Genomic DNA, 21,575 nt, shown 5'->3' with positions numbered 1-21,575 from the left:
GTATTTCCGAAAAATTCTTAGTAGTCTACGCCCCAATTGACGTAGATACGACCAGCTTCAAGATCAACGCGTTGCACCACATCTTTATGCCATGGGATCATTCGCTCTTCGCCATCGATGCTGTCGGCAGTTGCGCGAACCACCATCACATCGTTAGCACCTGTCTCAAACAGCTCAAAAATTTGACCGAGATTGACTTCTTGCTCTTCATCGTCCAGACCTAACACAGTTAGACCTTTTAAATCAGACCAATAGTACTCATCTACGCCTGCTTGAGGCAGTTGCGATTTAGAGATCCAGACATTGGAGCCAACCAGTTCGTCTGCGCCAGTGCGATCACTCACACCTTTCAGCGAAACAACCAGTCCTTTACCATGTGGTTTCCAACGTTTTACATCGACAATTTGCCAACCTGCTTTGGTCTCAATGTACCAAGGCAGATAGTCAAATATGTTGCTCATAGGTTCTGTATTGGAATAGACCCAGAGCCACCCATTTAATCCATATGCTGAACGCAACTGTCCAATCTGAATACGATCTTCGGGAACATTCTGTGTTGGTGTCATGGGCAAGCTACTACCTAATTTATAGAAAAATTATGCAGCAACTGCAGCTTTTTTAGCTTGAGCAGCTAAAGAAGCAACACGATCAGAAGGTTGAGCACCTTGAGAAACCCAGTGAGCAAAACGTTCAGCATCTAAACGAAGTTTCTCTGCTTTACCTTGAGCTGTAGGGTTGAAGAAACCGATACGTTCGATGAAACGACCGTCACGTGCATTACGGCTATCAGTCACAATGATTTGATAGAACGGACGTTTTTTAGCACCACCGCGTGCAAGACGAATAACAACCATGATAGAACCTTATAGTTTTTACGGATTATCCTTGTACCGACCATCGATACAGCTCAAACCCCTTTCATAAAGGGCAGTATTTTACTTGAACTTTGCCCTGAATGAAAGATCAAAAAGTGTTTGGCTACAATTTTGGGTTTAGGCTAGCGACCGTCCCAGTTGGAAGTCTCTGTAAGCAAACACGTTGAGGCACCTTTTGCCCAAAATTTTTGATTACGATGATTCAAACATATTACACCATCATTCGCCATTAAAGTTCCGCTGAGTGGTCTAGCAGTAAGCGTCCATGTAGTTGGTGTCACATTAGTCAAAGTGAGTGTATATAAAGCATCTCCAGGCCTCGGTAAAAAGCCTGAATGCTGAATTTCTACAAGCGTTACTGGTTCATCAATATTATTTACAATCGGCACATAAGAAAAATTGGCTACTTTAAAGCGTTGTAAACGATGGGCAACTTCAAGCATTTGCGCTTGTGCATCTGCTCTCTTGGTACTACGTACATACTCCTGATAAGATGGATATGCTATTGCGGCTAGGATTCCAATAATTACAATAACTATCATGACCTCAATCAAAGTAAATCCTTTAAATTGTTTTACCATTCTTCACGCCCCATCCCACATCTAACAGTCGTCGTATCAATATTATTTAAAGTTGTGTTTCGGCAACGCACTCCTGTACTTGACATTAGATAGCTAAAATTGCGTGTATCGGTACTTGCTGCCAAAATCACCCAAGACTGCCCCGAACCTGTTTCTACAGTAAAGTTGTATTTGACTGAAGAACCCGTTGCTCCTCTAGGTGATACGGTTAAATTCGTAGGTAGTGAAAAGTTTAAATAATTAAAGTTCCTAGACTTATGTCGTTCTAACGCTACTGCAATCTGTTGTAATTGATCCTGAGCTTGACTTGCATGGGCACGACGTACATATGATTGATAGGAAGGAATAGCAATTGCAGCAAAAATCGCTACAATTACTAAAACAATCATTAATTCAATCAGTGTAAAACCCTGCTCAAGTGAACTATTTTTTTTCATATTTCACCTACGATGCTTTACGTGCAAGTTTTTCATACCAACGCTGTGGAATTAAGCATATTTCAGTTGCTTCACCATCACCAAAACCACCTGTCACAGTTAATGCAATACGACCACTGGTATTAATACAGTAATTTTTTGCACTTGTTTCACCAGTAGCATCTGGCGGGCAAGCTTCACCTTCACAGTCTTTAGGTGGGCAACTATCGCCTGTACAGTCTTCACCACCACCACCACCACCACCACCACCACCACCTTTTTTACCACCGACAGTGACAGTATGAATTCCGACGCCAATTACACTACGTGAAGGCTCTAATCGGGAAGCACATTGACCAAAAGGCAAACAGAAAGAAGTTAGCATACTTTCACCTTTCACACCTGCACCACAGTCACCAGAAATACCAGGTTTACTTGCATCAAAGGTCGATACGTATAATTTATAGTTCATTGCGAGTGGCGTACCAAACACTTTTTCACTTTGTTTCTTATAATTACTGCAGTTAGTTAATTGACCATCCACACCTACAGTACAATTTTGAAAGCGATAGAACCAACCACTTTTTCGATCATAAGAGGCAACTGGATCAGTATTAGAAAATCGATTTCCTTCCGTAATTTCTCCTAAATTTTCTTTTTTAAGATTTTGAGTTTTTAATGGTGATGTTCTATTAAACAAATCACGTCGAGCAACGTCTTTGTCATATATATTATAAATAGAATCATAATCATATGTTGTATCTGAAGATGTAAAATCCTTTAGGGGCTCACTACGATTCCCACTACCAATTGAAATTACAGCGAATGTATCACCATTTTGATTATATAAAGAGAAACCTGGCATATCATAAAAACGTGGACTTTTCGCTCCCGCATTCAAAGTTAAAAGTTTGATAGGTGTTTGAGGTACCGCACCAATCGTTTTTTGTTTATTATCAAAATCAATTCTAAATAATTGGCCACCCAGATCACCAAAATAGATATGATCAGTTAAGTCATCACCATCACGATCTACAGTACGAATTTCACTTACCACACTATATTTTAATTCAGCATGTTTAGTTGAAATTACACCGGAATTAGTGCTGGCAGCAGAAGTACTGCTTACATTATCACTTGCCCACCATAACAAATCGCCACTGTCTGCATCAAACATGTAAACACCAGCGCCTTTTTTATTAGTTTGGGGATAATCATGGTTTTCATAGCCGGCATAGGAACCTTTAACCCCATTAGTGCGTGCATCGCCGTCATCACCGCCTGCATCATAACCACCACCGACAAACATCACACGCTTACGAGTGCCACCCCAATTCACCCATGTAATTGAAGGTTTGGACCAACTCTGTCCCATATATTGTAATTGAGAGAATGTCTTACTTGATGATCCGCTATATACTTTCTGACTCGCTGGATCAATATGAAACTTAAGTTCTGGCTTATTTATATTGCTTAAATCTAGAGCATAGTAACTGCGTCCACCCATACGCAAACCACCATATGCTATTTGCATACCTGTTTGACTCGCAGTACGCCCCGAACCAACAACCAAATTACCTGAACTATCAACCACATATTGGGTATATAATGCCCAAGGACCATCGACACCATAATAAAGCTTTTGCATTCCACCATTTGTCACATTGGATAAACGGAATGCATCCTTCTGATTTTCAACCATTTCATTTGGAACGAATGCGAACTTTTCTACACCCGTTTCTGCATCTACAAAATGTAATAAACCTTGCGTTGTGCCAAACAAAATATAATCCTCACGATCTTTGGCCTCCATCGCTTTTTTAGACTTGTTATATTCTAATTTGCCTTTATTGGTGACCAATACTGGATAAGAGTGCATTACTGCACCCATTTGCCGCAAAGCTGGTTGTGCTTTTAAATTAGTAACTGTTGTTGGTAGTTTACTTAGATCAATGTTATACCCTAAAAGAGATAATAAATAACCGCGATTTGGATCATTTTTATATGTTGTATTCTCAATATCTGCCAATTCAATTTGACGTAGAGATCCTGTGCCACCAAAAGTAGTAGTGCCGCCTGAAACAATTGCTTTACGGTTTGTAAATAATTTACGTTCTGCCGTATTTTGTGCAGTCGCGCCTAAAAGCATCTGTGACCATGCTCCACCACGTGCAGCAAATTTTTTACTACCTACTGTATCTTCATCACTATTGGCTACAGACGGATTAACTGCCTTTGCCCAATAATCCTCAACATATGTAATAATATTACCCGTGTCTTCGTCATAAGTTGGTTCTTTTAAACGACCATCTTTTTCAAAAACATTTAATCCATTTTTTCCTTTCAATATACCCTTTTCACTGACCTCAAATTTTTTGAGATTACCTAACCATAATTGATAATTGGTATTTGGTGTAGGCTGAAAGGTTTGATAATAAGCTTCATCTTGCAATTCTGCTGGATTTAACGCATCACGAGGAATCGTTGGTGAACCTGTGGTTACAGAAGGAATTTCTTTTGATAAATTACTAATAAAATCATTGACACTATCAACAATATCTTGAGAGCTATTACCTGAGTACCACCCGCCCTCACCTAAAATACCCCATCTAGCAGCATTTCTAATGTCATTGGCAATCGTTGAATTAATCGTAGCATTATTAATATTTCTAAGATTTTCTTCTTGTGTTAGAGTTTGATCATAACTTGGCAATCCATTGAAAGTCGATCCAAATCCAACTACGGCTGTTTTTATTTTTAGTTTAGCGGGATTTTGATCCGCATTTAGAAGTTTTTGACTAAAATTCCCTATACAACTCCATGCTCCTGTTTGGCCATAGCTTGGATTGTTTACTTCTGGCAAAAAGCTTCCAGAACAACTAAAACTACTTACATTTAATGCTTTTTTCATTAAATTACTAGCGATAGTCGGTGAACTTTGGTTTGGTTCACCATCTGTTAATACATATATACCTTGACCACTACACTTTTTAACCTCTTCTGTTTGTTGCAGGCTAACTGGTTGAATGTACTTATCGTTATCTCTAACTTTATTATTTCCTGTTGTGCTGCCATTGCTAAAGCCACTGCGGTCTACACCTTTAGTTGTGGTACCCATCAGATATGCACCGACATCTGCATAGGCATTCGCCGTCGGCGTTGTACCATTATTTGCTGGCAAGTTAGTTGCAAAATTAAGTAAAAGCTGTCGTTGCGTAGTAGTTCCACTTACAATATCACCTAAGCGTCTTGCAGGTATCCTCACGTGACCAACAGAATAATCAAAAGTAGCCAAGCCAATAATTTTATCATCGTCTAAACGGGTAATGCCTTTAGCTGTATTACCAGAAAGTAAATCACTCATCGCATCTTGCACACGTTTTAGACGAGTGCCAGACACACCTGCATCAGTACTTCCCATACTGCCAGAAATATCAAGCATAAACATTAAAGTGATATCACCAGATTTAGCATTCTGATAAATTTCGATATCGCCTGCTTGAGTTACACTCGTTGTAACCAATGCCGTTGATAATGCAGCAACACTCGCAGCAAGTACTCTATAACGACATGAACTTAGAAAATTATTTTTTAATTGTTTCATTTCATTACCCCAAACCTATACAAAGTCTTGCACAATGACATATTCACTTACATACGATGAGTAAGGCACATTTAAGTCACTTAAACATTCGGTTATAGATTTTCTACTATTCGCTGTTGCACTTACGGTTGTACCTTGAGGAATAGTAACTTCACTCATATGATTTCTAAAGCAACTGTTAATATCATTTGGATCTGCATTGGTTAGTGTTGGCATGACAGAAACTGCAAACAATTTCACAGGCTTAGCTCGGTCAAACTTCACAGTTTCACCATCAGTACCAAACTGTTCTCCAAAAAAAGGATCATTATCAGATATACTTGAAAACTTCACTGCCACTTGTGTCATAACCGCCTTACGCCCACTAGTGAAAAAATTCGTCGTTATTGTTTTGCTTGCATTGCAATATCCATCAGTACCAAACTCATTATTTGTTGGTGCTGTTTGGCCAGCCCCCCAGTAAATAATGCTAGCGCGATTGATATCAAAAAAGCTGTTTTCTTCTCCACGAAAACAAAAGACCATTTCTTTATCTTTATCGGTGGCGCCACTGATATAACCGAACATCCCACTCGAGCTTAATGATTGAATGATATTTTCTTCACGCTCAGCATTAAAAAAGGCTGCATCTGAGTTCTGGAGCAACAATTGTTGTGCTTGACTATTAGTTGCAATACTCAACCCTACCAAACTTTGTCGAATTGCTAGCGTGCCTAATACAATAATTGCGAGCAATAAAAATAAGACAACAATTAAAGTCGCTCCACGCTGTTTTTGTTGATTAATCATTGTCCTCTCTCTCCAAATGTATTACGTAGTGCGATAGTTTGGGCGACAACTTGACGAGCATATTTAGGAGGATTACCTGTTGGAGTTCTAACTGTAACCGCCTGATCAAGCACTTGGAAAACTTGCTCATTAGAAAACATGGAATCATTACCTACTGATTGATTAGAACGCGCTAAAATTCCTATCTGGACAGCAAGAATTCTTGGACGAGGATTCAAAGCCAAATATGTTGCTGTATCTACGTAACGATGGTTATTTCCTGCCTGAATGGCATATAACACTCTAAAATGGTCTGCTCGTTTTAAAATAACCTCACCCGCTCCACCAAACCCTGTAATAGAGGCAGGGTTACCATCTAGTGGATAATGTCCCGCATCACACACTAATGACAACGGTTGATTGGGTTCATTTATAGAATTATTCGTATCTGCACGCAAAAAATAACGCTGAACTATAATGCGTCGTCCTTTAGCTGGAGTAAATTTAAGTTCATTACCTTCACAATCAAACCCACCATACCAATCACCATCTTGATCTATAATATATTCTGGCCGATATTGGACCGTGAGCTGATCACTTAAAAAATCATTTACATTGGATGCTCCTGTCCATTGAGGAGCAGTGCCAGCTGTTAAACCATGGCTTCTAGATAATAAATTTTCAGCGACAGTGTTTCCTACTAGGGTAATTGGCAAATTTGCTAACTCTATTCCATCAACTGTAATTGAATTTTCAGATGATCTAAAAACCAGCCCCCCTTTTGCAGTTAAATCATTGATACTAGATGAAATTGTATTTAAATTACTTAAACGAATATCTTTAACAATGTAACTCAAACCAAAGTTAGCATCATCTTGCAAGCTCGCTTGTCCTTGCTGTAAGGCCTGACTACGCGAACCTGTTAAAAACAACATTATTGCTGCTGCAGAAATTACTAATCCAAGGGCTAGCGCAATCATTAACTCAACTAATGTAAAGCCTACTTGTTTATATTGATTCATTTAGTAGACCTCCATAATTAAGCAGGTAGAATTTGGATCATAACTATTTCCTAAAGTACAGTTACCTTCACCGACATTACCATTTGTGGGTGCGGTATCACCCCAAGCTATATAGATACAGCGGCGACCATCCGTATTTCCAGAACAAGGTAAGTAGTTGACTGCCATTCCAATTGTTCTAGCTCTATTAGAAATTTGAGCCACATCAAAATCAGCTAAATCATCGCTCGTACAATTTGTTGTAAAACAATTAGTTTTAAATAATCGTTGTGCACTTGCAGTGTTCAGATGGTAAGCATAAACTTCTTCAGCCCCCCGATTGATTCGCATTCTTTCTGCCAAATCACGCGCTACATTAATTGCCTGAATACGAGAACCACTTTCTGCAGTTGCTTCTACTGCACGATATTGCAATGCAATAAACCCCATCACACCAATCGCTAGCACTAAAAGTGCAACCAATACTTCTATTAAACCAACACCTTGTTGCTTATGCATTTTGATCATTAGCATGTTCCCTCAATGACCCGCTGAACCGTACCCATTCTAGAAATACTTATTGTTTGAGATATACCGCCAGGCGTTGAACACAATATAAAATTAGTGTCACCAATTGCACCAACAATTCCCCCATTTATACCGTAAGTAATACTGACTGGGCTGATAGGCATTAATGTTACGGATCCATAAGGCATCCAATATTGAACAGTATCGGTGTTTTGCGGCAATGTAGTAACTTCCGTTCGACTAAGCTGAACTTCAATATCTCTACGTTCTAGGGCAGCACGAGCACGAGTTTGATTTAAGACACCAATCAACTCATTGGTACTTTTTTTCATATTTTGTTGAATTATCATGTCGCCAAAAGAAGGTGCCGCCAACATTGCTATGATTGCCAATATAGTGATTGTTATCATTAACTCAATTAAGGTAAATCCTTTTTCTTTTTGCATACTCCCCCCTAGGCAAAACTTTGACCCAGTTAAAATAATACGCATTAAAGTTACAAAACCTACACAGAGCAGATAAAAGGCATAAAAAAACAGATAACTGTCATTTCCCAGTTATCTGCTTATTTTTAAATAAGAAACAGAATGTTAAGTAGTTAACACTCTAAGCCTGTGTTACAGGAATACGTAACTCTTTGGGTAGGCTAAAGGTAATATTCTCTTCTCGGCCATCCAACTCTTTGGGCGCTTGTGCACCCCAATCCTGTAAACGCTGAATGACCTGCTTAATTAAAATTTCCGGTGCAGATGCGCCTGCTGTTACCCCAATCTGGGCATTTCCTGTAAACCATTCCTGTTTTAGCTCATCAGCATTATCAACTAGGTAAGCTGCTTTCCCCATACGTTCCGCCAGCTCACGTAGGCGGTTTGAATTTGAAGAGTTTGGAGAACCTACCACAAGTACGACATCACAACGTTCAGCCAGATCGCGCACTGCATCCTGACGGTTTTGTGTGGCGTAGCAAATATCATCTTTACGTGGACCCTGAATCAGCGGAAACTTCTGGCGCAGAGCATCAATCACTTTCGCTGTATCGTCAATTGATAAAGTGGTTTGCGTGACAAAAGCCACTTTTTCAGGATTGCGTATCGTTAAAGCGGCGACATCTTCTTCATCTTCAACCAGATAAATCTCACCGCCATTTTTTTTGTCATATTGCCCCATGGTGCCTTCAACTTCGGGATGGCCCTCATGACCAATCAGGATCGCTTCCACACCTTCACGGGCATATTTGGTCACTTCAATGTGCACCTTAGTCACCAAGGGACAAGTCGCATCAAAAACTTTCAAACCACGATGTTCAGCTTCTTGTTGTACCGCTTTAGAAACACCATGTGCGCTAAAAATCACGATATTATCGTCAGGAACTTCGTCGAGCTCATCGACAAAAATCGCACCGCGCTGACGCAAGTCATCGACCACAAATTTGTTATGCACCACTTCATGCCGCACATAAATTGGTGGGTTAAAGCATTCTAGGGCACGGTTCACGATCGCAATGGCACGATCTACACCAGCACAAAAACCACGCGGATTGGCTAAAACAATTTCCATAGAATCCTCAATACTCACACCATTTTTAGCGGTTCAATTGAAATAAATGTAAACAATCGACTGACAACTATTTAGTTTAAAGCCGCTCTACTCTAAAATAGAGAAGATATTTTATCATATCAGGAAAAATATCATGTCGGGTCTCTTGTTTGTCGTTTCTGCAGCGTCTGGAACAGGCAAAACATCCCTTGTTAAAGCCCTACTTGAGCGTGTCAACAATCTTCACGTTTCTGTGTCACACACTACACGCGGTCAACGACCTGGCGAACTCGATGGCGTACACTATCATTTCTCCAATAAAGAAGATTTTTTAAATCTGGTCAATGAAGGCGGTTTTATCGAATACGCCGAAGTATTTGGTAATTACTACGGTACTGCGCAAGCCACAGTCAAAGAGCAACTGGCCAAAGGTCATGATGTTCTACTGGAAATTGACTGGCAAGGTGCGCAACAGGTTCGTCGACTTTTTCCTGAATCCAAACAAATCTTTATTCTGCCGCCGAGCCAGTTTGACCTGCGTGAACGCCTGTCTAACCGTGGTACTGATGCTGTGGATGTGATTGAACATCGTCTAAGCTGCGCGGTAGAAGATATGCAACAATATAGCAACTTTGACTATATCATCATTAATGATGACTTTAATAAAGCGCTGCATGACCTGGAAGCGGTAATTATCGCCAACCGCTTAACCCTGTCGCAACAGGCCAACCGTCATGAAAAACTGATTCAGAAACTAATTACCCCAACTGAGCAGTGATTAAAACTTGAGTCTATAAACAAAGCCTTTTATACTGTGCAGTCTGTTAAAATTTATTATTCAAACGAGAATTCTTATGGCACGCGTCACCGTTGAAGATTGTTTAGACCATGTAGACAACCGCTTTGAGCTTGTACTAGTGGCAAGCAAGCGCGCGCGTCAATTGGCACGTCAAGGTATTGAACCAACTGTAGAATGGGACAATGACAAACCGACTGTTGTTGCTTTACGTGAAATCGCTTCAGGTCATGTATCAAAAGACATTTTGAAACAACGTGATCAAGATTATCAAACATCAAGCTTGGATCTTGCACTTTCTGCAAATAATCTAAACTTAGACGGTTTTTCTTTCCAATAAGAGATCGTCACTCAAAAAGCCTAGTTCTAAACTAGGCTTTTTTTGTTATGTGACTTTTATATTTATGCCAGAACGGTTATAACATAAGGGTTAGCTATCAAGTTTGTATTGGTTTTCTGCTCTGTAGCAGCAAAAAACCATCAAGCCAGGAAATTCACATTTCTAGAATGCTTTCACGTTTTATTTGTAAAAAATTCAGTTGAAAAAGGTGTTTTATGCCAGGCCCACAGGTCAGTCAAGCCAAGCAGCAGTTAGAGATCATTATCGATGCGTATTTAAATGAAAGCGATGTCGAACGTGTGCTTGCGGCCTGTGATTATGCAGATATGGCGCATGACGGGATTGTGCGTAAAAGTGGTGAACCTTATATTTTACATCCGATTGCGGTCAGCTGTATCTTGGCACATATGCGTTTGGACACTGAAACTTTAATGGCCGCCCTGCTGCACGATGTGATTGAAGATACCGAATTTAACAAAGAGGATATTAGCAAGATTTTTGGTTTTACTGTCGCTGAACTGGTCGATGGTGTCACCAAACTGAGTCATTCCAGTGATAAAGAATATAATAAAGCGGCTTCTTTCCGGAAAATTCTGCAAGCGACTCTACAAGATCCACGTGTCATTATCGTGAAACTGGCCGACCGTTATCACAATATGACCACTTTGGATGCACTACGTCCAGACAAACGGGCACGTATTGCCCGCGAAACCTTTGAAATTTTTGTTCCAATGGCACGTATTGTCGGCATGAATGAAATGGCCGACAATCTGGAACATTTGTGCTATCAGAATCTTGATCTGGATATGTACAATAACGTTCAGACCGCACTACAGGAAACCAAGCCAAAACGCTGTGAATATCAGGCAAAATGGGAAAAGAACCTGACCGAACTACTGCAACAGAATGCCATTCAAGGCCGGATTAAGAAGAAAAATAACAATATTGAGCTACTCCGCCACTTCGTTAAAAATGACATCGACCTGCAAGAATTAACTCATAGCCATGCTTTTGAAATTATTTTACAGAGCATCGCGGACTGTGACCGACTGGCAGAAATCCTGACACAAAGTTTTAAAATCCAGAGTTATGAAGATCATATCCGCCGCCCCTTACCGGGAGGCAACCAGTCCTTGATGATGCGTTTGAAAGGCGAAAAGACCACTTTGTCTTTGACCATTCAAACCGAACTGATGCGTAAAGCAGCACGTTTTGGTGTCGTGCTCGGTGAAAGTGCCCCGCAGGCCTGTCGTTCTGCGATTCAGGCCTCGATGCAAAACCTGAATGTCCTAGTCGATGGTGAGTGCGCCAAAACGACTTTTAGTGAATTACTGGACTATCTGCACCAAGAAAAAATCTGGGTCTATACTCCGCACGGCCATTTACATGAATTGCCACAAGGCGCCACGGCGGTTGACTTTGCTTATGCCGCGAGTTTATTCCTAGGCAACCATGCGGTGGGTGCAAAAATTAATAATGAAACCAAGCCACTTTCAACACCTTTAGTCAGTGGTCAGGTAGTCGAAATCATTACTGATGTTCTTGCGACTCCGAACCCAGATTGGCTCAGTTTTATTAATACCCAGAAAGCCCGTCGTGCTATTCAGAATATTCTGCGCGATCAGGATCCAGACGAGCAGCGTCTGGTCGGACAACAGGCACTCAATCGTGCACTGAAACTGTTCCATCGTTCGATTCGCGATCTAACTGAAGCAGACTGGAAAAACCTCTTGGAATGGCGCCATGTTTCCAGCAAAGAACAGCTCTTTGAACAGATTGCAGTCGGTGATTTATTACCGCAACTGGTGGCCAACCATTTATTTGCCCAAGATCAGCATCAGAATATTGCCAGCTCAGACCGTCTGATTCAGGGAACGGAAGGTGTCGATGTCAAATATGCACATTGCTGTAATCCTGTGCTGGGTGATCCGATTCAGGGTCATTTAACCCGTCGTGGTCTGATTGTACATCGTGCGCGCTGCCATAACCTGTTGCATGAACAGCATCAGCATCCAGAAAATATCATGTTGTTGCAGTGGACCTCGGATGATCTGGAAGATATCAGCTTTACTGCCTACCTCAGCATTGACCTAGACATGAATGACGAGCAGATTTCCGACCTGATTTACCAATGCCGTAAAGCGCATTCCGGGGTGGAAATGGTGCGTACTCAGGATGACAAAACCTATGTCAATATCGTGGTGCATAACCGTAAACAGATTGCGCAGATTATCCGGGATTTACGCATGTATTTCGGTTTCCCGCGAATTATCCGTCTGGCACAGCCCGTCGTTTTTAGTGAAGCCTCTAAAGCGAGTTAATCATTTAAAACGATAGTGCTTTGATCGGCCGAATTGATCGAATATGATGTATGTCGATGATAAAAGGAGAAATTAATGTCCCGCCAAGTAATCCATACTGAAAATGCCCCTGCTGCGATTGGTACTTATTCGCAAGCCATTTTAGTGGGTGATACCTTATATCTATCAGGTCAAATTGGCCTGGATCCTTATAGTATGGAACTGGTTGAAGGCATTGAAGCTCAAATTCGCCGGGTGTTTGATAATTTAAAAGCAGTCTGTGAAGCCGCTGGTGGTTCTTTGGCAGATATCGCCAAACTGAATATTTTCCTGACCGATTTATCTCATTTTCAACTTGTGAACCAGATTATGGGCGAGTATTTTGCCCAGCCTTATCCAGCACGTGCCGCTTTAGGTGTCGCAAGCCTGCCTAAAGATGCCTTGGTTGAGATGGATGGTATTGTCATCATTAATCAATAAGTTATAAAAACCACTTAATTCCCGCCCTGCAATATCTCATTCTAAATCACAAATCACTCTTGTGCGGAAATCTAAGCAGTACTTGGATTTCCGCTCAGGCAGTGATTTTTTATCTAAATCATCAATCATGATAAAAGCTATTTCAAATGATTTTTATTGACAAACGATAACAATTATCAATAATATTACTTATCTTATTTAATCACTGTGGTTGTGTCCTATGTACGTTTGTCTATGCCGTGGCATTACAGATCAAGACATTAAAGATGCTATTGCAAATGGCGCTGAAAGTTATCGTGATGTCCGCGATATGTTGGACTTGGGAACTTGCTGTGGCCGCTGTGTACCAGAAGCTCGTATGATTATCAGTGATGAAGTTTCACAAATTGTAGCACGACTGGCCGTTGCAGCATAAATTAAAAATATTTCTCCTTATAAGCATAATGAAAAACAATGATCTTCGATCATTACTCCTCCCCCGCCTTTGACTCTGGCGGGTTTTTATTGCCACTCATCTGAGTCTGGATCGATTCGATGTCGATTTTCATTTGCTGTTCCATAAATTACTCGCCATTTGCCCCTGACTTGCTTTACTATCAGGATTAGAGCGCTTTCTTAGAAAGATAAAACAGGTCCAAATGGAGTTATGCGATGAAAGGCAATCGTGATGTGATTAATCAGCTCAATCAGGTGTTGTATCACCACTTAACTGCCATTAACCAGTATTTCCTGCATTCGCGCATGTTTAATAACTGGGGCATTGAGAAACTGGGCTCGGCAGAATATAAAGAATCCATTGTTCAGATGAAACATGCCGACAAAATTATTGAACGTATTTTATTTTTGGAAGGTCTGCCGAATTTACAGAATCTGGGCAAACTGTATATTGGTCAGCATACTCAAGAAGTGCTGCATTGTGATGTGCGCAAAGTTAAAGAAAATATTGAAGCCATCCAGAAAGCAGTCGCGCTGGCTGAAACCCAAATGGATTATGTAACGCGTGATCTGGTACAGGAAATCCTAGAGAAAGAAGAAAACTATCTGGATTGGACCACGACACAAATCGATCTGATCGAGAATATTGGCATCGAAAACTATATTCAAAGTCAGCTCTAAACTTAAAATTAAGCCCAAAAAGCCAGCATCTGCTGGCTTTTTTGTATTTAGCGCGGTATATCCTGCGTTAAATCTTCATAACTCATTTCAGTTTTCTGGATCACTTTTAAGCGCTGCAACTGATGCTTAGCCTTATTCTCGTAACCATTAAATGCTAAGAATTTGGCATATTTGATCAGGTTATATTTAGTCGGATAACTCAAGACTATTTGTTCACCTTCCTGAATCTGTTCAGCAGACGCTTTGCTATACGGATTCAGACGAATCCAGGCAATACGATGATTAAACTCAGTCAGAAGATAAATTGGTTTTTCATTGGTGATTTTTTCCGGCTGTTTTTCATAACGAATACTTTGCCCAAGTTTTGGCACAGCAACATCATAATCCCGATAAATCACAATCAATAGAAGTAACCCAACAGCAAAAGTGAATTGCATGCCGATTGATGGCATAACCACTGTTTTAATTTTTGGATTTTGTGCCAGAACCGTACCCAGAATAAAACCTACTGGCAGCAGGAAATAAGCATAATGCTGTGGAAACTCAAACATGGCATGCGTGACAAATACCCCGATCATCAAGATCCCGATGACAGATTCTGGCGTATTCACCCAGCGTTGTAACTGATAGCCCAAATAACCAAAGTATGCCAGAAATGGCAGACCAATAATTAAGCCGTTCCAGAGCAAAAAATCTAGAATAAAATTATGCGCACTTCGGATCCACACCGGGCCTTGTACGGTATCGCTGATTGAAACGAACGCTGCGCTAGTTTGATACCAACCATAGCCAAACCAAGGTTGTGCCTGAATCGCGGCAATCATTTGCTGCCAGATCGCAATACGCGACATATCTCCGGTAGCACGAGATACCACATCCCTGCTTTGTACGACGTCCGTATCCATTACTTGTGCAGCGAGCTGACTGAGTAATGGAAAAGCCACAATACAGGAAATAAAGAAAATGAACCAAGCTGTGCTGTAATACCATTTCAGGCGAATAATACCTTTATATTGATAAAAAGCCAGATAAAGCATAATTACGGTCGCAGCAACCCAAGCAGTACGCGACTGACTTAAAGCAACTCCCATAATAATTACTGCAGCGCAGGCAAAGAGCCACTTGGTCTGAATTTTTTTCTTTTCATAGAGGTACAGGCAGCTCATCAATGCCATGACTAAAAAAGTTGACATATTATTGGGCTGAGCGAAATTAGCATAGGGCCGCTGATTGCCACTGATATTCACCATACCCGGCAAAGTCGCGTCCAAGTTAGTCCATTGGCAAAGTGCGATAATACCTGTGACTGTGCCTGAAGCCAAAAATACATAACTCAGATTGGCGAAAGTTTCTTCTCGGTTATAGTTTCCTGTTGAAAGGTTATAGCCTAAAACACTGGCCAGCCAAAAGCTAAAGACAAAGATAAAGCCCATCATGGCGGTGCTAAAGAAAAACACTTGTCCTGTTAGAAAATGGATCAGCGGTACACCAGCAAGTAGCAATAAAGGTAAGCTAATAGCTGGGATTTTTATTTTTTCTTTTAAGCAGATGGCAGCCAAGGCAAATAGCGCAAAAAAGGCATACAGCTCACCTGTATAAGTAACCCAAGGGCGGTAGTGTACGGGCATAAGCCATGCAAGGAAGATGAGGATAGCTGCAACGAGGGCGAGCGTGAATTTCATAGAAATTTCAGGCAGTGGAGATTGGGCACATGATAAACAAAAAAGCAGATTAAAGGTTAATCTGCTTTTTTAGATACTTTAATTTTATTTAGCTCCAAGGACGGAGATCGACGATTTTAATGACCTCACCCTGTTGATTGAGAAGTACCGTCATGTCCTGCTTCGTCGCAGATAAAGGCAAATACGTTTTTGCATCAGGATATTGACTTAAAATCTGCCGTACCTGCTGTCTAGTATTGTATTTATTTAATAGACTCAGTGGCTGACTTCTCTTTAAAATCTGATTCTTTGCTTTTTCAAGCGGAATATAACGTTCTGGACGCTGAGCAATAGAAACTCCATTTAATATTTCATTCATTAAGTCAGATGTACGTGTTTTTGCATCACTAGCAAATTGAGTTGCTGCGAATTTTGGCTTTAGATAACTATTCTGACGAAATGGCTCAGGAGTTTTTTCTATATGCTGAATAATTACTTCATTTTTTTTAACCAGCTCAAAACGATCCACATTAAATACAATCCAGACTGGTCGTCCCTCTGCTATTTTATATAAACCAAATCCTAATGCTAAGACCTGAATCAAAATAATGATGGTTAAATCAAACTTCAGGCTTTTCTTACCTTCTTTATAGACTAACCAGGTAAAAAAAGGACCCAGTACCATATCAATACCGAGCATCATCAGGAAAATATAGGTCACTCCAACTGCAGTATTCAAGGGTACAGGGTACCATAGCAAAAATACGACCAAGGCTACACAACATGCAATAAAAACAGAAATTGCAAAATGGGTAGCAACGAATCTAAATTTTGCTGTTTTCATAGTTTTCCCAATCATATTTAAAAAATTATCATTTAATAAAACTTTATATGACCTAATCCAGTTTTAATTAACTATATAACAATAAAAAAACAGCCCGCAGGCTGTTTTTATACAATTAAAATATTAACGACATTGAGCTGGTGCATATTTTGCTTGTAAAGTACCTGCTGTAGGAGTAAGTAAACCTTGAGCAGTTGCAGTAGCATTTGTAGCAGAAGCACAAGCCCAGTCTACGTTACCAGTTGTACCCGCAGCTAAGGCTGCAGCCAATGTTGGAACAGGAGTTGCACCTGTTTGTACATATGGACTTAGAGCAATTTTATTTTCTGTTGACGCTACACCCACTGTTGTTGGATTGTAAGTGATTGTAATTACACCTGTTGTATTAACCGCTTTTACTGAATCTACATATTTAGATTTTGCACCAGTATTACCTGCTTGTGCATTCCAAGTATCTACAGCAACCTTCAAGTCAACCAAAGTTGGAGCACTCGCAATTTGTTTCTGTGCATCGCCAGCCACTGTTAAACCTTCAGTGATACGTGTACGAATCGTATAATCTTGATAAGCAGGAAGTGCAATCGCAGCCAAAATACCAATAATTGCTACAACAATCATTAATTCAATAAGGGTGAAACCCTTTTGCATAGTTTTCATAACATTCTCCACAAATGTTTTTTGTTTATTTATAAGCCTAAAGAAAAAGCTCATTTAGCTTAATTTTATATTTAGCACTAAGTGTGCCAAGTTTTATTATAATAAAATTGAGAGAAAAAACAGCACTTTAAAAAAATATTTTTATTTTTGTAATTATTATGTTTTCTTTTGTGTAACTAACTGACAAAAAATGTCAGTTAGTTGACTAAAATCACCCCAGAATGATTGGCTTATTTCCTAATTCATTCTTTAAATCATCTATTCTACGATCATAGTATTGATCCAATACTTCTCCAATCTGCTTTACACCTTCAATGACACCTTCTTTAAACCTCTGCTGAACCAGATTTTGAATAATGTTTTGACAGATTTCATCCCAAACTTGCTGGGTCGTGGCATTTTTAATTCCACGATCAATCACGATTTCAACCTTATGTTCACACAGATTCAAATACAGGAGTACCCCACTATTATATTCAGTATCCCAAACCCCAAGTTCAGCAAAGAGTTGTCGGGCACGACATAAAGTATCCTGATAATAAGCAGATCGTGAAGGTAGACAGCCTTCAATCACCACCTGAATCTCCCCGACATGCCCATGCTCAGCTTCTTCCACCGCCACTGCAATCGCATGCTGATCCTGCTTGGAGAAAAAGCGTTTGGTTGCTGGCATATAAAAGAAATGCTTGAACCAGCGCTTAAAGCTCGGCTGCGCATGCTCTTCCAGCTTCGGCCGCGTGACAATTTCTGTCGTATCTGTAGTTGTTACCATGAGCCTGATGCTCCTCCCCCACCAAATCCACCACCGCCACCGCCGAAGCCGCCGCCCCCAAAACCACCACGACCACTACCACCGCGGCCACCACCTGCCATAAAGGCATGTAAAATCAGCTGCGCAAGCGAGGTGACTAGTAAAAAGAATACCCCGGCACCAATCATTAAACTGGCAATTAAACCCATGCCATTGACCAGACCGGCAGCTGTGCCTGCAACTGCGGCAGTTGCAGCGCTGAGTTTTCTGCCAAAAATCATCGAAGCAACCACACCTGCGATGATGATAAAAATCACAGTACCAAAAGTTGCTTGAGAAGCTTGCTGGGTTTTATAAGCCTGTTCCTGACGCTCTTTCAGCTCATCCGCCGCCTGTGCTGCAATTTCAGGATCCAGATTCAAAATCCGTTCAATTTCAGTCAGACCTGCAGCAATCCCTTGGGCATATTGGCCCTGTTTAAAATACGGCGTGATGGTGTCATGAATAATACGACCTGCCACGATATCGGGCAGCACGCCTTCCAGACCATAACCGGTCAAGATCTGAATGCGGCGATCATTGATGGCAATGGTCATCAATAAACCATTATCCCGTTTGGCCGAGCCGAGCTGCCAGGCCTCAGCGACACGCATAGAGTAATCAAAAATATCTTCCTGCCCTGTGGTTGGAACAATGACCACACCTATTTGCCCTTTGCCTTCATTATAAAGTTTCAGAATACGCTGATTGAGTTGCTGTTTTTCAGTGGGACTAAGTAAATTTGCCTGATCAATGACCGGTTCATTCAGGCTTGGTAAGTCGCGCTGAAACTGCCCTTCCGCCATGTCATTGGCAATTTGCGGCTGTGATGCTGCTGCAGTTTCTGTATTTTGGGCTGGAGTATTTTGATTATTTTTAGGCTGTAAGATTTCACGGGCTACGATGACTTCTTCAGTATCTGTAGCCGTCGCCGTTTCTGCTGAAACAAGTGTTGTCATTCCCATGCCCAACATAAGAATCAAACTAGCACAGTATTTCAGCAGTATTTCAGGCATCTGATCTCTCACTTATCTACAGATATTACTTATTCAAAGGAAACCGTTGGTGCTTTCTGTGCACTTTGCTCGGCGCTAAAGTTCGGTTTGGTGTCCATACCAATCACTTTGGCGGTCATGACTTGCGGGAACTGGCGCGCATAAGAGTTGAAGTCCTGTACTGTCGTAATATAACGGTTACGTGCCACTGCAATCCGGTTTTCAGTTCCTTCTAGCTGCACCTGTAAATCACGGAACTGCTGGTTCGCTTTCAAATCTGGATAATTCTCAGTGACGGCTAAAAGACGAGACAAGGCACTGGTCATTTGCGCCTGTGCTTCCTGATAGCGTTGGAATAGTTCAGGATCTTCTAGTACTTCACGATCTACTTTCAGGCCGGCAACATTGGCACGTGCTTGGGTCACTTCTGTTAAGACCTGCTCTTCATGCGAGGCATAGCCTTTGACCACATTGACCAGATTAGGCACCAAATCGGCACGGCGCTGATACTGGTTTTGCACTTCAGACCATGATGCGGTGACCGCTTCATCTTTCACCTGCAAAGTGTTATAGCCACATCCTGTGAGGGTCAAAGTACTGGCCAGCATCAGGGTTATTAAAGATTGTTTTAATAGACGCATGATGTTTATCCTCAATTATTTATTGATATTTATTTAATTAATTTGATTTTAAACAGTATTTTCTAAAGTTTTGTTACTTTTTATAATATTTTTTAATGGACTGTCTTTCCGTTAGATCAGACTCAAAAATAAAAAACCCGCCGTAGCGGGTTGTTTGAATGGCTTCAGTGAATTTTTAACTGTTAAACATCCAGATAATCCAGGATACCTTCAGCTGCCTGACGGCCTTCCCAGATTGCGGTTACAACGAGATCTGAACCGCGCACCATATCACCACCAGCGAAGATTTTCGGATTTGAGGTCTGGAATTTGTATTGCTGCTGTTCAGCAGCAAGCACACGACCTGAACCATCCAGATTGATTTCCACATCGGTGAACCAGTCTGCTGGGCTGGTACGGAAACCGAAAGCAAGCAGGACTGCATCCGCTGGAAGAATTTCTTCTGAACCCGGAATCGGCTCTGGACTACGGCGACCACGACTGTCCGGCTCACCCAGCTGAGTAGTAATAAATTTTACACCGGTTACTTTACCATTTTCACCAACAACTTCGATCGGCTGACGGTTAAACTGGAAGTTCACCCCTTCTTCACGCGCATTTTGCACTTCACGGCGTGAACCTGGCATATTTTCTTCATCACGACGATAAGCACAGACGACTGACTCGGCACCTTGACGGATCGAAGTACGGTTACAGTCCATGGCAGTATCACCACCGCCTAAAACAATGACTTTCTTGCCTTCCACGCTGATGTATTCAGCTGGGTCTTTTTCCCAGCCCTGACAACGATTGACATTCGCAATCAGGAAATCTAGTGCATCATACACACCATCCAGATCTTCACCGGCAAAACCACCTTTCATATAGGTATAGGTTCCCATACCCATAAATACCGCATCATAATCGGCAAGTAACTGGTCGATGGTCACATCTGTACCAATCTCAGTATTCAGACGGAATTCCACCCCCATGCCCGTGAAAATTTCACGGCGGCGCTTCATTACGTCTTTTTCCATTTTGAATTCTGGAATACCGAAAGTCAGCAAACCACCAATTTCCGGACGTTTATCAAAGACCACAGGTTTTACCCCATTACGTACCAGAATATCCGCACAGCCAAGTCCTGCGGGACCTGCCCCAATAATCGCGACTTTCTTATTGGTCCATTGCACATTGGACATATCTGGACGCCAGCCCAATGCAAAGGCAGTGTCGTTGATATATTTTTCGGCATTCCCGATCGTCACTGCACCGAAACCGTCGTTGAGGGTACACGCCCCTTCACACAAACGGTCTTGCGGACAGACACGACCACAGACTTCTGGCAAGGTATTGGTCTGGTGACATAGTTCAGCCGCCTGGAACAGACGTCCTTCTGACACCAGTTTCAACCAGTTAGGAATATAGTTATGTACCGGACATTTCCACTCACAATACGGGTTACCACAGCCGAGGCAGCGATGCGTCTGGTTGGCAGCAATTTCCGCGGTATAAGGCTTATAAATTTCCACAAATTCTGCTTTGCGGACATCAATCTCTTTTTTCTCTGGATCTTGGCGTGCGACATCCAGGAATTGAAAGTCATTATTCAGGCGTTCTGCCATGTCTCTCTCCGTGGGGAGATGTAAGGGGTTCACAGTTGCCTT

General features: G+C 41.3%; 23 protein-coding genes. 6 read left to right on the top strand and 17 right to left on the bottom strand.

What is annotated here, in order from left to right; translation table 11 throughout:
• Window positions 1–17: 17 nt before the first annotated feature.
• From rimM to ispH, 10 genes are all read right to left on the bottom strand, one after another.
• The gene (gene rimM / locus NI469_RS06270) at window positions 18–566 is read right to left on the bottom strand and encodes a ribosome maturation factor RimM (RefSeq protein ID WP_004281200.1); all 549 of its coding nucleotides are present in this window, start codon (window positions 564–566) and stop codon (window positions 18–20) included.
• A gap of 30 nt (window positions 567–596) precedes the next feature.
• Complete coding sequence (gene rpsP, locus NI469_RS06265) at window positions 597–854, bottom strand: 30S ribosomal protein S16 (RefSeq protein WP_085064356.1); 258 nt, start codon at window positions 852–854, stop codon at window positions 597–599.
• Between the two features lie 143 nt (window positions 855–997).
• Window positions 998–1,456: a type IV pilin protein gene (locus NI469_RS06260; protein WP_253174629.1), complete on the bottom strand. Its 459-nt coding sequence runs from the start codon at window positions 1,454–1,456 to the stop codon at window positions 998–1,000.
• A complete protein-coding gene (locus NI469_RS06255) occupies window positions 1,450–1,893 on the bottom strand; it encodes a type IV pilin protein (RefSeq protein WP_253174628.1) in 444 nt (147 codons plus the stop codon). The genes NI469_RS06260 and NI469_RS06255 overlap by 7 nt, the downstream gene beginning before the upstream one ends.
• 7 nt (window positions 1,894–1,900) lie before the next feature.
• The gene (locus NI469_RS06250; protein ID WP_253174627.1) at window positions 1,901–5,476 is read right to left on the bottom strand and encodes a PilC/PilY family type IV pilus protein; all 3,576 of its coding nucleotides are present in this window, start codon (window positions 5,474–5,476) and stop codon (window positions 1,901–1,903) included.
• Window positions 5,477–5,491: 15 nt separating this feature from the next.
• Window positions 5,492–6,265 (bottom strand): pilus assembly PilX family protein, encoded by a 774-nt coding sequence (locus NI469_RS06245; protein ID WP_253174626.1) that lies wholly within the window; start codon window positions 6,263–6,265, stop codon window positions 5,492–5,494.
• Window positions 6,262–7,266 carry a PilW family protein gene (locus tag NI469_RS06240; protein ID WP_253174625.1) on the bottom strand — a complete coding sequence of 335 codons (1,005 nt, stop codon included), beginning with the start codon at window positions 7,264–7,266 and terminating at the stop codon, window positions 6,262–6,264. The genes NI469_RS06245 and NI469_RS06240 overlap by 4 nt, the downstream gene beginning before the upstream one ends.
• Complete coding sequence (gene pilV, locus NI469_RS06235) at window positions 7,267–7,773, bottom strand: type IV pilus modification protein PilV (RefSeq protein WP_253174624.1); 507 nt, start codon at window positions 7,771–7,773, stop codon at window positions 7,267–7,269.
• Window positions 7,773–8,219, bottom strand: coding sequence for a pilus assembly FimT family protein (locus tag NI469_RS06230; RefSeq protein ID WP_253174623.1), 447 nt, complete (start codon window positions 8,217–8,219; stop codon window positions 7,773–7,775). The genes pilV and NI469_RS06230 overlap by 1 nt, the downstream gene beginning before the upstream one ends.
• A 160-nt stretch (window positions 8,220–8,379) precedes the next feature.
• Entirely contained in the window at window positions 8,380–9,330 is a 951-nt protein-coding gene (gene ispH / locus NI469_RS06225) for a 4-hydroxy-3-methylbut-2-enyl diphosphate reductase (RefSeq protein ID WP_247143132.1), read from the bottom strand.
• 133 nt (window positions 9,331–9,463) lie between these two features.
• Between ispH and gmk the strand changes: the two genes are divergently transcribed.
• From gmk to bfr, 6 genes are all read left to right on the top strand, one after another.
• The gene (gmk, locus tag NI469_RS06220) at window positions 9,464–10,087 is read left to right on the top strand and encodes a guanylate kinase (RefSeq protein WP_005249796.1); all 624 of its coding nucleotides are present in this window, start codon (window positions 9,464–9,466) and stop codon (window positions 10,085–10,087) included.
• Window positions 10,088–10,163: 76 nt separating this feature from the next.
• Window positions 10,164–10,445, top strand: a complete 282-nt coding sequence (rpoZ, locus tag NI469_RS06215) for a DNA-directed RNA polymerase subunit omega (protein ID WP_004281186.1) — start codon at window positions 10,164–10,166, stop codon at window positions 10,443–10,445.
• 215 nt (window positions 10,446–10,660) lie between these two features.
• Complete coding sequence (locus NI469_RS06210; protein WP_253174622.1) at window positions 10,661–12,766, top strand: RelA/SpoT family protein; 2,106 nt, start codon at window positions 10,661–10,663, stop codon at window positions 12,764–12,766.
• A 75-nt stretch (window positions 12,767–12,841) separates the two neighbouring features.
• Window positions 12,842–13,225, top strand: coding sequence for a RidA family protein (locus NI469_RS06205; protein WP_004644973.1), 384 nt, complete (start codon window positions 12,842–12,844; stop codon window positions 13,223–13,225).
• A gap of 220 nt (window positions 13,226–13,445) precedes the next feature.
• Window positions 13,446–13,640, top strand: a complete 195-nt coding sequence (locus NI469_RS06200; RefSeq protein WP_253174621.1) for a bacterioferritin-associated ferredoxin — start codon at window positions 13,446–13,448, stop codon at window positions 13,638–13,640.
• Window positions 13,641–13,876: 236 nt separating this feature from the next.
• Entirely contained in the window at window positions 13,877–14,341 is a 465-nt protein-coding gene (bfr, locus tag NI469_RS06195; RefSeq protein ID WP_253174620.1) for a heteropolymeric bacterioferritin subunit Bfr, read from the top strand.
• 47 nt (window positions 14,342–14,388) lie between these two features.
• Here the strand turns inward: bfr and NI469_RS06190 are convergent, their stop codons facing one another.
• The 7 genes from NI469_RS06190 to NI469_RS06160 form a co-directional block, all read right to left on the bottom strand.
• Window positions 14,389–16,023 carry a PglL family O-oligosaccharyltransferase gene (locus tag NI469_RS06190; protein ID WP_253174619.1) on the bottom strand — a complete coding sequence of 545 codons (1,635 nt, stop codon included), beginning with the start codon at window positions 16,021–16,023 and terminating at the stop codon, window positions 14,389–14,391.
• A gap of 88 nt (window positions 16,024–16,111) precedes the next feature.
• Window positions 16,112–16,846 (bottom strand): TfpX/TfpZ family type IV pilin accessory protein, encoded by a 735-nt coding sequence (gene tfpZ, locus NI469_RS06185; RefSeq protein WP_253174618.1) that lies wholly within the window; start codon window positions 16,844–16,846, stop codon window positions 16,112–16,114.
• A gap of 123 nt (window positions 16,847–16,969) precedes the next feature.
• Window positions 16,970–17,494 carry a pilin gene (locus tag NI469_RS06180; RefSeq protein ID WP_253174643.1) on the bottom strand — a complete coding sequence of 175 codons (525 nt, stop codon included), beginning with the start codon at window positions 17,492–17,494 and terminating at the stop codon, window positions 16,970–16,972.
• A gap of 220 nt (window positions 17,495–17,714) precedes the next feature.
• Window positions 17,715–18,275 carry a TPM domain-containing protein gene (locus tag NI469_RS06175; protein WP_253174617.1) on the bottom strand — a complete coding sequence of 187 codons (561 nt, stop codon included), beginning with the start codon at window positions 18,273–18,275 and terminating at the stop codon, window positions 17,715–17,717.
• Window positions 18,269–19,309 (bottom strand): TPM domain-containing protein, encoded by a 1,041-nt coding sequence (locus NI469_RS06170; protein WP_253174616.1) that lies wholly within the window; start codon window positions 19,307–19,309, stop codon window positions 18,269–18,271. The genes NI469_RS06175 and NI469_RS06170 overlap by 7 nt, the downstream gene beginning before the upstream one ends.
• Before the next feature lie 29 nt (window positions 19,310–19,338).
• Window positions 19,339–19,929, bottom strand: coding sequence for a LemA family protein (locus tag NI469_RS06165; RefSeq protein WP_253174615.1), 591 nt, complete (start codon window positions 19,927–19,929; stop codon window positions 19,339–19,341).
• Window positions 19,930–20,111: 182 nt separating this feature from the next.
• Entirely contained in the window at window positions 20,112–21,533 is a 1,422-nt protein-coding gene (locus tag NI469_RS06160) for an FAD-dependent oxidoreductase (RefSeq protein WP_005101370.1), read from the bottom strand.
• Between the last annotated feature and the right edge of the window lie 42 nt (window positions 21,534–21,575).

The sequence above is a fragment of the Acinetobacter lwoffii genome, assembly GCF_024129735.1.
Lineage (GTDB): Bacteria > Pseudomonadota > Gammaproteobacteria > Pseudomonadales > Moraxellaceae > Acinetobacter > Acinetobacter lwoffii_H.
This window is presented reverse-complemented; position numbering and strand designations above follow the sequence as displayed.